Below are 13,078 nucleotides of genomic sequence, written 5' to 3'. Positions count from 1 at the left end.
CCCCGGGCGGGCCCCCCCCCCCCCCCGGCGCCCCCCCCCGGCGCCGCCACCACCCCCCCGCCGGCCCCCCCCCGGGGGGGCCGCCCCCCCCCTTCGCCGTCCTGCCGGTCTACCGGTTCCAGGTACGGGCGCGCAGCGGCAGTCCCGACGCCCCCGACTCGGGTGTCCTGACGGCCAGCACCTGGTTGACGCCGATCCGGTTGCGTTCGAAGGCGAGGGCCGAGGCGGCCATGTACAGCCGCCAGACGCGGGCCCGGCCGGGGCTGGTGAGCCGTACCGCCCGTGCCCAGTCGGCCTCCAGGTTGACCACCCAGCGGCGCAGGGTGTGGGCGTAGTGCTCGCGGATCGACTCCACGTCCCGCACCTCGAACCCGGCCCGTTCCAGCTGGGTGACGGTGGTGCCGATCGGGGCGAGTTCCCCGTCCGGGAAGACGTAGGCGTCGATGAACGGGTCGACGTGGTAGTCCGCCTCGTCGCGCTGCGGGCGCCGCGCGATCTGGTGGTTGAGCAGCCGCCCGCCCGGCTTCAGCAGCGCGTACAGATCGCTCGCGTACGCCAGGTACTTCTCCGCTCCCACGTGCTCGGCCATCCCGATCGACGAGATCGCGTCGTACGGCCCGTCCCTGACGTCCCGGTAGTCCTGGACCCTGATCTCCACCCGGTCCGTCAGACCCTCGTCCGCGACCCGTTTACGGGCGTACGCGGCCTGCTCCTGGGAGAGGGTGACCCCGACGACGCTCACGCCGTGCTCGCGGGCCGCGTGGATCGCCATCGAGCCCCAGCCGCAGCCGACGTCGAGCAGCCGCTGACCGGGCCTCAGGCCGAGCTTGCGGCAGACGAGTTCCAGCTTGTCGCGCTGGGCGGTCTCCAGGGTGTCTGCATTTTCGACGGCCCCCCAGTACGCGCAGGAGTAGACCATCGACGGCCCGAGGACGAGCTCGTAGAAGTCGTTCCCCACGTCGTAGTGGTGGCTGATGGCCTGCTTGTCACTCCGACGGGTGTGCAGATGGCGGCGTCTGCGCACCTCCTCGCGGGGCGGGGCCGGCGGGACGGGCGGTCCGGCGAGCTTCAGCAGCTCCCGGACGGCCGCCCGCACCTCGGGGTCGCGCAGGGCCTGGCCGAGGGTACGGTCGTCCTCCCCGCGCTCCCAGATCAGTCCGGACATCACCGCCAGGGCGCTGTACAGGTCGCCCTCGATGTCCAGGTCGCCGGCGACCCAGGCCCGGGCCAGGCCCAGTTCACCCGGTTTGAACAGCATGTAACGCAGGGCACGGCGGTTGCGGATCACGATCGCCGGGGCGTCCGGCGGTCCGGCCTGTGATCCGTCCCAGGCCCGCAGCCGTACCGGGAGCGGGACTCCCAGCACCTGCTCGGCAACACTCCTCAGCCGCGACGCGGCGTCGGCCATGGCGTACACCTCCAAGACGACGATCCCGGATGCCGGTTACCACGTAAACACCGTGAGGTCAGCATCGCAGTCCCGCAAAGGAGTTACGACTGGGCAAAACAGCTGTAGCGGCCACGCAGTTACGGGTGGGCCCGGGAACGCCGAAGGACCTCCCGCACCACGGATGGCGGGAGGTCCTTCGGGTGGTGTCGCGGGAGATCCTCGAGGTGGTCCGACGGCCGAGGCCTGCGGACCTCGACCCGGGAGGCCTTGACCCAGAAGGCTTCGGCTAGGAGGCCTTGGCCTTCTCCTCGGTCTTCGGGGCGGCGACCGGAGCCGGCTTGGCTGCCTCGTAGAACTCCTCACGGGGGTTCTCCATGGCGCCCAGGGACACGACCTCGCGCTTGAGGAACATGCCCAGCGTCCAGTCGGCGAAGATGCGGATCTTCCGGTTCCAGGTCGGCATCGCCATACCGTGGTAGCCACGGTGCATGTACCAGGCGAGACGGCCCTTGACCTTGATCTTCGTCTTGCCCAGGACGATCATCGCGACGCCCTTGTGCAGACCCAGACCGGCGACCGCGCCCTTGTTGGCGTGGCTGTACTCCTTCTGCGGGAAGCCCCGCATGCCGGAGACCACGTTGTCGCCGAGGACCTTGGCCTGACGGAGCGCGTGCTGCGCGTTCGGCGGGCACCAGGCGTTCTCGACACCGGCCTTGCGGGCGGCGACGTCCGGCACCTGGGCGTTGTCGCCCGCGGCCCAGATGTAGTCGGTGCCCTGGACCTGGAGGGTCGGGGCGGTGTCCACGTGGCCGCGCGGGCCGAGCGGGAGACCGAAGCGGGCCAGCGCCGGGTTCGGCTTGACGCCCGCGGTCCACACGATCGTGTTGGAGTCGACCTCCAGGCCGTTCTTCAGCACGACGTGGCCGTCGACGCAGGAGTCCATCGAGGTGGAGAGGTAGATCTCCACACCGCGGCTCTCCAGGTGCTCCTTGCCGTACAGACCGAGCTTGGGGCCGACCTCGGGAAGGATCTTGTCGGCTGCGTCGACGAGAACGAAGCGCATGTCCTCACGGGACACGTTCTTGTAGTACTTCGCCGCGTCCCGGGCCATGTCCTCGACCTCGCCGATGGTCTCCGCGCCCGCGAAGCCGCCGCCGATGAAGACGAAGGTGAGCGCCTTGCGGCGGATCTCCTCGTCGGTCGTGGAGTCGGCCTTGTCCAGCTGCTCCAGGACGTGGTTGCGCAGGCCGATGGACTCCTCGATGCCCTTCATGCCGATGCCCTGTTCGGCGAGGCCGGGGATCGGGAAGGTGCGGGAGACCGCGCCGAGTGCGATGACCAGGTAGTCGAAGGGCAGCTCGTACGCCTCGCCCACGAGGGGGGCGATCGTGGCGACCTTGCGGTCCTGGTCGATGGTGGTGACCCGGCCGGTGAGGACCTCCGCCTTCGGCAGCACGCGTCGCAACGGGACGACGACATGCCGAGGGGAGATGCTGCCGGCGGCGGCTTCGGGGAGGAAGGGCTGGTAGGTCATGTACGACCGGGGGTCGACGACCGTGACGGTCGCCTCGCCATAGCGCATCTTCTTGAGAATGCGCCGAGCTGCGTACAGGCCTACGTACCCACCGCCTACTACGAGGATCCTGGGACGCTCCGTGGTGCTCATGGCATCGAGTATCCACCCGCCCCAGGGGGGCCGCTCGTGCGCCCCTTCACAAGCTTCCACGGGGGTCGTGCTACACTCCGCCGCCCACGTGACACAGGTCATGGTCAACAGTGGGAACCCACTTCCGATACGACCCGTTGTCAATGCCGCGTGAGCTGCTCGTCCAGGCTTCCGGGGGCACCACGGGGGCACCGGATGTCACCCGCACGAGCACCTCCGGGAACACCCCCGGAACGCTCTCCTGAGCACGCGCCCGGGGCTGTTGAGACCCCGAACGGGCCAACGGGGCCCCCTGGACCCCTCACCTGCACCGAATTCCTTGTGAAGAACTTCACGAAGTTTTCCGCGGGGGTGTCGTGGCACGGCGTGTCACGGGCCGTCCGGGACGCTCACCCGCCACCTCGTACGCTCATCCGAGGAGGTCGGGAGGGTCGGGCAGGGCGTTCGGAGAGGGCCGGCGAGGCGGCCGGAAAGGCCGGTCGGGAGGGTCAGGCGACGGACCAGGCGATGCCGTCCAGGATGTCGTGCTCGCTCACCACGACCTCCGCCGCGCCCACCCGCTCCATGATCGACAGCAGTACGAGGGCGCCGGCACCGATGACGTCGACGCGCCCGGGGTGCATGGAGGGGATCGCGGCGCGCTCGGCGTGGGTGGAGTCCAGCAGCCGCTCGGTGATCTCCCGGACCCGGGCGTAGGGGATGCGGGAGTGGTGGATGGCGGCGGAGTCGTACTCCGGCAGGTCCTGGTGGATCGCGGAGAGGGTGGTGACCGACCCGGCCAGGCCGACCAGGGTGTGCGCCTCGCGCAGCGGCACGGTCCGCTCGGCGAGGTCGAGGGCGCGCTCGATGTCGGCCCGTATGGCGGCGACCTCCGTCCCGGTCGGCGGGTCGCTGACCTGTCCCCCGTGCACCAGGTGCCGCTCGGTCATCCGCACACAGCCGACGTCCACGGACCGCGCGGCCCGCACCCCCTCGTCCCCGACGACGAACTCGGTGGAGCCGCCGCCGATGTCCACGACGAGGAAGGGCTTGGGGAGGTCGTCGCGGCCCGTCAGCTCCTTCGTCGCACCCGTGAAGGAGAACTCGGCCTCCTGGTCACCGCTGATGACCTCCGGCTCGACGCCGAGGATGTCCAGCACCCCGCGCACGAACTCGTCCCGGTTCTCGGCGTCCCGGGAGGCGGAGGTGGCCACGAACCGCAGCCGCTGCGCCCCGTACTCCTTGATGACGGCCGCGTACTCCCGGCAGGCGGCGAAGGTCCGCTCCAGCGCCTCCGGAGCGAGCCGCCCGGTCCGGTCGACCCCCTGCCCGAGCCGCACGATCACCATCCGCCGGTCCAGGTCGACGAGTTCCCCGGTCTCCGGGTTCGCGTCGGCGACGAGCAGCCGGATGGAGTTGGTACCGCAATCGATGGCGGCGACGCGGGTCATGGCTGGGTGTTCCTCACTCTGTACGTGACCTTGTGACGGACCGAGTCAACGGGTGGGTGGGCGAAGGTCTCGGGGGTCCAGGGGGCAAAGCCTCCTGGGGGCGTCACTCGCCGGTGACCACGCAGGCGCCCTTGGCCCACCACTCGGGCAGCATGGCGATCGCCTCGTCGCCGAGCGGGTTCACGCCCGGCCCCGCCGCCAGCGAGTGCGCCACCAGCACGTGGAGGCACTTCACCCGGTCCGGCATCCCGCCGGCGCTCGGGAACCCCGTCAGCTCCTCGATCTCGTCCCGGCGCCGGATGTAGTCCTCGTGCGCGGCCCGGTACGCCGCCGCCAGCTCCGGATCGCTCTCCAGCCGCGCCGTCATCTCCTTCATCACGCCGTTGGCCTCCAGGGTGCCGATGGCGGACGCGGCCTTGGGGCACGTGAGGTAGTACAGCGTCGGGAACGGCGTGCCGTCCGGCAGTCGCGGCGCGGTCTCCACGACGTCCGGCTGCCCGCACGGGCACCGGTGCGCGATCGCCCGCAGCCCGCGCGGCGGCCGCCCGAGCTGCTGCTTGAAGGCCTCGACGTCGGCGTCGGTCGGCTCGGTGCGCGAAGTGGAGGGCGGAGGCGTTTGCATGACTGTGTTCTGTGTGGCTTTCTGTCGGTTCACTGGTCGGACGCGTCGGACTTGTCGACGCCGTCCCAGACGTTCGCGTACCAGGGACGGTCGGCCGCCCCGAGGTAGGCGTGCGCCTGCCTGGCGGCAGCGGGGTCGATCACGATGTACCCCGTCTCCCCCGGCATCACGTAGTGCAGCCGCTGCCGGATCTGCTGCTCGGCGTACGCGTCGTCCTGCCACCGGGCCTTGACGTCCCGCAGCTGCTCGACCCGCTGCCGGGCCTGCTGCTGCTGGCGTTCCTGGTCGGCGATCTCGGCGCGCTGGGAGACGTACTGCCGCATCGGATACGCGAGCGCGACGATCATCGTGCACAGCACGATCGCGAGCAGCGCGGCGCGGCCGGTGAGACGGGAGCGGCGGGCCTGCCGCTTGGTCTGGGAGCGGTAGACCCGGGCCGCCGTCTGCTCGCCGAGCAGCTTCAGCCTGGTCGCGGTGGAGAACCGGTCCCGGTCCTTCACGGCCATGTCCCCGCCTCCCGTTCACACGCGCGTACGTCCCCGCACACGGTACGGGACCGGTACGGGGACGTACGTACGACTGGCGCAGCCTTGACCCTTAACGGGTCAGCGACCCCTGACGGGTCAGCAACCCGCGACGGGTCAGCCCTTGAAGCGCGGGAAGGCGCTGCGGCCGGCGTACACCGCCGCGTCGTCGAGGATCTCCTCGATGCGCAGCAGCTGGTTGTACTTGGCGACGCGCTCGGAGCGGGCCGGGGCGCCGGTCTTGATCTGGCCGCAGTTGGTGGCGACGGCGAGGTCGGCGATGGTGACGTCCTCGGTCTCGCCGGAGCGGTGGGACATCATGCACTTGAAGCCGTTGCGCTGGGCCAGCTCGACGGCGTCCAGGGTCTCGGTCAGTGAGCCGATCTGGTTCACCTTGACAAGCAGGGCGTTGGCGGCGCCGTCCTCGATGCCGCGGGCCAGGCGCTCCGGGTTGGTGACGAAGAGGTCGTCACCGACGATCTGGACCTTGTCACCGAGCTTGTCGGTGAGGACCTTCCAGCCGGCCCAGTCGTCCTCGAACAGCGGGTCCTCGATGGAGACCAGCGGGTACGCGGCGACGAGCTCCTCGTAGTACTCGGTCATCTCGGCGGCCGAGCGGGACTTGCCCTCGAACTCGTACTTGCCGTCCTTGTAGAACTCGGACGCGGCGACGTCGAGCGCGAGCGCGATCTGCTCGCCCGGTACGTAGCCGGCCTGCTTGATGGCCTCGAGGATGAGGTCGAGCGCGGCGCGGTTGGACTCCAGGTTCGGGGCGAAGCCGCCCTCGTCGCCGAGGCCGGTGGACAGGCCCTTGTTCTTCAGGACCTTCTTGAGGGTGTGGTAGACCTCGGCACCCCAGCGCAGCGCCTCGGAGAAGGACTCCGCGCCGATCGGGGCGATCATGAACTCCTGGATGTCCACGTTGGAGTCCGCGTGCGAGCCGCCGTTGAGGATGTTCATCATCGGCACCGGCAGCAGGTGCGCGTTGGGGCCGCCCAGGTAGCGGAACAGCGGCAGGTCGCTGGCCTCGGAGGCGGCGTGGGCGACGGCGAGGGAGACGCCGAGGATGGCGTTGGCGCCGAGCGAGCCCTTGTTGTCGGTGGCGTCCAGGTCGAACATCGCCTGGTCGATCAGGCGCTGCTCGGTGGCGTCGTAGCCGACCAGCTCCGGGCCGATCTGCTCGATCACGGCGAGGACGGCCTTCTCGACACCCTTGCCGAGGTAGCGGTTGGGGTCGCCGTCACGGAGCTCGATGGCCTCGAAGGCGCCGGTGGAGGCGCCGGACGGAACGGCGGCACGACCCGTGCTGCCGTCGTCGAGGCCGACCTCGACCTCGACCGTGGGGTTGCCTCGGGAGTCCAGGATTTCCCGGGCTACGACGACGTCGATGGACGGCACGAGCATCTCCTTCTTGGGATCTGACGCTGGTTGTGCGGGCGCACGCGGGCCTTGTCGGCCCTTGCTCAGCCTTGCGACTAGAGCCTAACCGCCCCAGGGCCGTCGACCGGCACGACCGACCGACCCTTGGACACACAGACGGTACTCATTGTTCACGCACGGAACAAAGGGGGGCCCGATGAAGAACGGAAGAAGAGCGGGCCAAGAAGAAGACCGCGGTCCTCTCGCGAGAGGACCGCGCAAGGACCGCGGGAGGCCCGCGCAAGGACGGCAAAGAGAAACCCCGCCCCGGTGCGTACGGGGGAGAACGCACCGGAGCGGGGGCTCGTGGGGGACGGGGGTGACCCTCACGCGGTCTCCACTATGGGGACCACGGCTGTGCGGGCGCTGTGGTTCAGCTGGCGCCCTCGTATTGCTTCGGGCGCCTACTTCAGGTGCAGCAGCTGGCCCGGGTAGATGAAGTCGGCGTCGTCGACGATGTCCTTGTTCAGCTTGAACAGCGCCTGCCAGCCGCCCTTGACCTTGTGCTTCTCGGCGATGGAGCTGAGCGTGTCGCCCTTGACGACCTTGTACTCGCCGTCACCCTTCTTGACCTTCTTGCCGGTCGGGGTGGTGACGGTCTTCTTGGCGGCCGGACGCTCGGCGGAGCGGGAGGCGGCCTGGGTGTCGGTCGTACGGCTGCTCGTGCCGCTGTTCGCGGAGCTGGAGCCGGAGGAGGAGGAAGAGGAGGAGCTGGTGCTGCCGCCGGCGTAGGCGGCGCCGGACAGGCCCGTGCCGCAGACCGGCCAGGCGCCCTTGCCCTGCGCGGCGAGGACCTTCTCGGCGATCTCGATCTGCTGCGTCTTGGTGGCCTGGTTGGCCTGTGCGGCGTACTGCGTGCCGCCGTACGCGGCCCAGGTGGAGGCGGAGAACTGCAGACCGCCGTAGTAGCCGTTGCCGGTGTTGATGGCCCAGTTGCCACCGGACTCGCACTGGGCGACGGTGTCCCACTCGGAGGCGGTGGCGGCAGAGGCGGTGCCGGAGGCCATCAGCGGAGCGGCGATGGCGACACCGGTGACGCCGGCGAGCGCGGCGGCGCGGCTGGCCCTGGACGGACGACGGTGCTTGCCCTTGCCGGAAAACAGCATGGAGGATCCCCTCACCGACGCCTGCGAGGTGAGCTGTCGGGTTCGGGCCGGTTGAGTTGCCCGGCCGCACACCTCACGGTGCGCGGCTTCACCCCGAGCCGGACACGGCAGTCTCAACTACCGGTCCCGGCACTTACCTTGGGTCCCCCGCTCCTGCCTACGGCGCTTGACGCGACGACTGTTCCCGGGCAGCCGCTGGCAGGACTCGGCGTTGCGACGGCCGGGGCTCGTGGTGACGAGCGGCCTCGACCGTAAACAGGCGATCAGGTGAATTTCAAAGATGATCAGGGCTTCTGAGACTCATCCCACACTTTCACCAAACCGGACATTTAACTTCGAAGTAGGGCGGCCCGAAGCGCCAACTCCCGCTACTTTTCGTCCGTTTCGCTGCCGAGTTTCAGGGTCTGACCGGGGGCGATGTCGTTCGGGTCGGCACCGATGTCCGCCTTGTTCGCGGCGTAGAGCGCACGCCATCCGCCGTGGAGGTCAAGGGAGTCGGCGATGGAGGCGAGGGTGTCGCCGTCCCGGACGGTGTAGGTGCCGGCGTCCCGGGAGGCGTGACGGCCGGAAGAAGTCACACTCTGACCGTTTGTCACGCTTTCGTCCGCCGAGCCGCCGCGATGCTTGCCGCCGGTGCTGACGGCCCCCGTGTCGACCAGATCCCAAGAGCTGCCCGTCTGCCACGAATTGTCCGAGTCATCGGCTTCGGGCACGACGGGATTCTCGCTCGCCTTCGAGGCATCGGAGCCCTTAGATCCCGACTTGTCCGCCTTCGTGGAGTCGGCAGGGGTGCCTTTACCGGAGTCGTCACTCGCACTCGGGGACGGAGTGGCGGAGCCGGAGTCCGTGGCGCCCGAGGAATCCGACGAGGGGTCGGACGAGCCGGAATCCGATGAACCGGATGAATCTGAGGAACCAGACGAAGAGGTCGAATCCGACAATCCGGAGGACGAGTCGGCAGAGCCGGACGTGTCGCCCGATCCGTCGAGGCCCGTGTCGACGTTCACCGAGGCGTCGTCCGAGGAGAGCCCGGCGATCAGGGCGCAGGTCCGCCAGGGCTTGGTGCCCTGGTCGGCGAGGATCTTCTCGGCGACAGAAATCTGCTGCGAACGGCTCGCCTGGTCCGGCGTGGTGGCGTACTCCTGGCCGCCGTACTCGTCCCAGTCTTCCTGGGACATCTGCAGGCCGCCGTAGTAGCCGGTGCCGGCGTCCATGCTCCAGGAGCCGCCGCTCTCGCACTCGGCCACCCTGTCCCAGGTGCTGCCGTCGGCCGCGTTGGCGCTCGCCGCGCCCAGGAGCGGGATGGCGATGGCCGAGCCGGTCACGCCGGCCGCGACGAGGAGAGCCGGAGCCTGACGAGGGCGACGGTGACGACCGTTCCCGGAGAGCATGCGGAAACCTTTCGAGCGACAGCGGTGACCGGCGCGACGGGTCCCGCCGGGGCGCCGCACTGATGGGTGAACGTATAGGCAGACGATCACTTGTCACAAGTTAATGCCGCGTAGATCACGTGAAGATCACAGAGTTGAACGCTGGTCATCTTTGCGGGTGGAGGGCCAGGTGGAGGGGTTGGTGGGCGCCAGTGGGGGGCTTGGCGGAGGGTCAGCGGGGGCTTGGCAGGGCGCCAGCAGGGCCTGACGGGCGTCTGTCGGGGCCTGGCGGGCGCCCGTGGGCTCATCGGCCGTCGGGGGTGAACTTCACGGGGAGCGTGCGCAGTCCGCGCATGATGAGGCCGCCGCGCCAGCGCAACTCGCTCTCCGGCGCCGCGAGTCGCAGGTCCGGGAGGCGGGTGAGCAGGGTCGCGAGCGCGCTCTGCCCTTCCAGGCGGGCGAGCGGGGCCCCGAGGCAGTAGTGGATGCCGTGGCCGTACCCGAGGTGCTGGTTGTCCCGCCGTGCCAGGTCGAGCGTGTCCGGCTCGGCGAACCGCTCCGGGTCCCGGTCCGCGGCGGCGAGTACGACGAGCACCGGGTCGCCGGGGGCGACGCGCTGCCCGCCGATGCCGAGCGGCTCGGTGGCGAACCGCCAGGTGGCGAGCTCCACCGGCCCGTCGTAGCGCAGGAGTTCCTCCACCCCCGTCTCCAGCAGCCCGCGCTCGCCTGCGGCCAGGGAGTCCTGGAGGCGGCGGCGCTGTTCCGGGTGGGTGAGCAGGGCGTACGTGCCGTTCCCGATGAGGTTGACCGTCGTCTCGAAGCCGGCGAACAGCAGGATGAAGGCCATGGCGGCGGCCTCGTTCTCGGTGAGGTGCTCGCCGTGGTCGGAGGCGCGGATGAGCCCGGAGATGAGGTCCTCGCCGGGGGCCGGCTCGGCCGACAGCGCCTCCCGCTTCCGGTGGATCAGCTCGGCCAGATATCCGCGCATCTTCTTCACGGACCGCGCGACCCCGCCCCGCGGCCCTCCGCCGTGCCGGATCATCATGCCGGCCCAGTCCCGGAAGTCGTCCTGGTCCTCGCGCGGGACGCCCAGCAGGTCGCAGATGGCGTAGATGGGCAGCGGGAAGGCGAACTCATGGATCAGGTCGGCCTCGCCCCGGTCCGCGAACCCGTCGATGAGCCGGTCGGTCAGCTCCTGCACGCGGGGCGCGAACTCGGCCACCCGGCGCGGCGTGAACGCCTTGCTGACCAGCCGGCGCAGCCGGGTGTGGTCCGGCGGGTCGATGTTCAGCAGGTGCGTCATCAGCTCGGCCTTGCGCTCACCGGGGATCCCGGTCTTCCCCTTGGCGTGCGCGGGCTCGTCGTGATGCGCCGGGTTCTTGGACAGCCGGGGGTCGGCGAGGGCCTGCCTGGCGTCGGCGTAGCGGGTGACCAGCCATGCCTCGACCCCGCTGGGGAGCCGGGTCCGGTGCACGGGCGCATGCTCCCGGAGCCAGGCGTAGGCGGGGTACGGGTCGGCGGCGAACTCCCAGCTGAAGAGTTCGGGAGCGGTGGTGTCGTCGGGGCTGGGCTGGTTGGTCACCTGTTGACGGTATCCGGCGGCGGAGGATCCTGGAGCCGACTGATCCCAGGGCAGTCCCTACGCATCCGCCCCCTCCGCAGCCCGTACCGCGTCCCGGTACGCCCGGGCCGCCGCCCGTAGGGCCGCCTCCGGGTCGGTTCCCTCCGCCTCGGCCCGGGCCGCGAGTGCGAGCAGCTCGTACCCGATGCCCTGCGCCTGCGGCAACGGCACCTCCAGCCCCGCCGTCCGCACCCGGGAGGCGAGCTTCGACGCCAGCGCGAGACCGGGCTGGGCGAGGGGTATCCCGTCCGTCACCGACTCGCGCCGCTTCTCGATCGCCTTCGTGCGCAGCCAGTGCTCCTTGACCTCCTCCGGTGTCGAGGCGGTCTCGTCGCCGAAGACGTGCGGGTGGCGGTGGATGAGTTTCGCGACGATGCCCCCGGCCACGTCGTCGACCGAGAAGGGGGCGTCCGGGTCCTCCTCGGCGATGCGCGCGTGGAAGACGACCTGGAGGAGCACGTCGCCCAGTTCCTCCCGCAGTTCGTCGCGGTCGCCGGCCTCGATCGCCTCGACGAGTTCGTACGCCTCCTCGATGGCGTACTTCGCCAGTCCCTCATGGGTCTTCTGCGACGACCAGGGGCACTCCGCGCGGATGCGGTCCATGACCTGGACGAGGTCGAGGAGGCGGGCGCCGGGCAGGTCGTAGGAGGCGGGGAGCAGCTCCAGCTGGGGCATCGACACGCGGCCGGAGCCGGCGAGGCGGGCCAGGCCGTCGGTGAGGGCCGGCTCGCCCTCGGCCGTCGCCACGACCACCACCGTCCGACCGCCGGCGCAGGCGTCGACCAGCTCCTGGGCGGTGGGGGCGGCCTCGTCCACGGTTGTCCCGGCCTCCCGCAGATAGGGCAGCTGCGGGTGCGCGCCGTCCGCGCACAGCACACGGTCCGCCGAGCGCAGCGCCTGCCAGGCGGGCCAGGACAGCAGGCCGGGGGCGACACGGTGACTGGTGGTGAGCAGGATGACCCGGCCGGGGTCGGGGACGGTGGGAACGGGAGCTTCCGAGCTGGTGGTGTTCACGATCCGAACGTAACGCACCCGCGCCGCCGGCCTCGGGCGTTGTCCACAGGGCGGGGGCGATCAAGTGATCGTACGACCGCTCGCGTCACACCCGCCGGTCTCCACCCGCGCGACTCCACCCGCCGGCCTCCTTCCGCCGGCCCGCCGATCCGGCCTGCCCTACGCCGTCACCGGTGTCCCCGACGACGTGACCTCCCGTACCCACGGCGTCTTGGCGTCCACCCGGCTGCTCTTCTGGACGTCCCAGGCCCCGTAGCGCGGGTTGAGGTCGACGTGGAGTTCCTGGGACGCCTTGGACAGGGCCTTCCAGAAGGCGGGCTGGGTGGTGTCGGTGCCGAGGAGCTGGGCGAGTTTCTGGGCCTCCAGCTGGAGGCGGAGGTTGTCGTCCAGGCGCTTGGGGGCGATGCCGTACTTCTGGAGCCAGGCGTTCTGGAGCGCCTTGGAGCCGCCGGCCTGCTGTGCGAGGCCGGTGCGCATCTGCTGGATCTCCCTGCGGCTGACGCTGATGCCCGCGTCCTGGGCGGCCCGGTGCAGCACCTGGTCGAGGACCATGTTGTGCAGCGTGTCCCGGGTGAGGCTGCTGGTGGCGGCGAGAACCTGCTGGTACTGCTGCTGGTCCGGCACCGCGGCCCGCTGGGCCTGGCGCACCTCGTTCACCCGGGTCTCCAGCTGGGCGACGGAAATGCGCTGGCCGCCGACGACGGCCGCCGCGCCCGGGTGCGCGTCGCTTCCGCAGGCGGTGAGGAAGGGGGCCGCGGTGGCGATCGCGGCGGACAGGACGAGCGCGGTGCGACGGCGGCGGTGCAAGGATGCCTCCCGAGGAGATTGTGCGACGGTGCACAAAGTCTTGCGGTGATCGATGGTAGGCAGTGGGCAAGCTCTGGCCAACCCATTCGACCAACGATTCACACGCGCG

At 70.4% G+C, this 13,078-nt stretch carries 11 protein-coding genes and 1 riboswitch; all 11 genes read right to left on the bottom strand.

The window, feature by feature from the left end; translation table 11 throughout:
• Window positions 1-109: 109 nt before the first annotated feature.
• Window positions 110-1,408: a class I SAM-dependent methyltransferase gene (locus tag ACWGJB_RS20590; RefSeq protein WP_453381570.1), complete on the bottom strand. Its 1,299-nt coding sequence runs from the start codon at window positions 1,406-1,408 to the stop codon at window positions 110-112.
• 268 nt (window positions 1,409-1,676) lie between these two features.
• Complete coding sequence (locus tag ACWGJB_RS20585; RefSeq protein ID WP_453381569.1) at window positions 1,677-3,056, bottom strand: NAD(P)/FAD-dependent oxidoreductase; 1,380 nt, start codon at window positions 3,054-3,056, stop codon at window positions 1,677-1,679.
• Between the two features lie 488 nt (window positions 3,057-3,544).
• Entirely contained in the window at window positions 3,545-4,486 is a 942-nt protein-coding gene (locus tag ACWGJB_RS20580; RefSeq protein WP_453381568.1) for a Ppx/GppA phosphatase family protein, read from the bottom strand.
• A gap of 103 nt (window positions 4,487-4,589) precedes the next feature.
• On the bottom strand, window positions 4,590-5,108 hold the full coding sequence (locus ACWGJB_RS20575) for a DUF501 domain-containing protein (protein WP_453381567.1): 519 nt from the start codon (window positions 5,106-5,108) through the stop codon (window positions 4,590-4,592).
• Between the two features lie 29 nt (window positions 5,109-5,137).
• A complete protein-coding gene (locus ACWGJB_RS20570; RefSeq protein WP_360489998.1) occupies window positions 5,138-5,614 on the bottom strand; it encodes an FtsB family cell division protein in 477 nt (158 codons plus the stop codon).
• Window positions 5,615-5,749: 135 nt separating this feature from the next.
• A complete protein-coding gene (eno, locus tag ACWGJB_RS20565) occupies window positions 5,750-7,036 on the bottom strand; it encodes a phosphopyruvate hydratase (RefSeq protein WP_360489996.1) in 1,287 nt (428 codons plus the stop codon).
• Between the two features lie 419 nt (window positions 7,037-7,455).
• A complete protein-coding gene (locus ACWGJB_RS20560; RefSeq protein WP_453381566.1) occupies window positions 7,456-8,157 on the bottom strand; it encodes a transglycosylase family protein in 702 nt (233 codons plus the stop codon).
• Window positions 8,158-8,160: 3 nt separating this feature from the next.
• Window positions 8,161-8,332: riboswitch (cyclic di-AMP (ydaO/yuaA leader) on the bottom strand.
• Window positions 8,333-8,525: 193 nt separating this feature from the next.
• Entirely contained in the window at window positions 8,526-9,548 is a 1,023-nt protein-coding gene (locus tag ACWGJB_RS20555; RefSeq protein WP_453381565.1) for a transglycosylase family protein, read from the bottom strand.
• 283 nt (window positions 9,549-9,831) lie between these two features.
• Complete coding sequence (locus ACWGJB_RS20550; protein WP_453381564.1) at window positions 9,832-11,109, bottom strand: cytochrome P450 family protein; 1,278 nt, start codon at window positions 11,107-11,109, stop codon at window positions 9,832-9,834.
• 57 nt (window positions 11,110-11,166) lie between these two features.
• Window positions 11,167-12,162 (bottom strand): nucleoside triphosphate pyrophosphohydrolase, encoded by a 996-nt coding sequence (locus ACWGJB_RS20545; RefSeq protein ID WP_453381563.1) that lies wholly within the window; start codon window positions 12,160-12,162, stop codon window positions 11,167-11,169.
• A 159-nt stretch (window positions 12,163-12,321) separates the two neighbouring features.
• Window positions 12,322-12,969: a SurA N-terminal domain-containing protein gene (locus tag ACWGJB_RS20540; protein ID WP_453381562.1), complete on the bottom strand. Its 648-nt coding sequence runs from the start codon at window positions 12,967-12,969 to the stop codon at window positions 12,322-12,324.
• Window positions 12,970-13,078: the final 109 nt, after the last annotated feature.

This window comes from Streptomyces sp. NPDC054813 (assembly GCF_053611365.1).
Note: the sequence above shows the minus strand (reverse complement) of the source record. Positions and strands in the feature narration are given on the sequence as shown.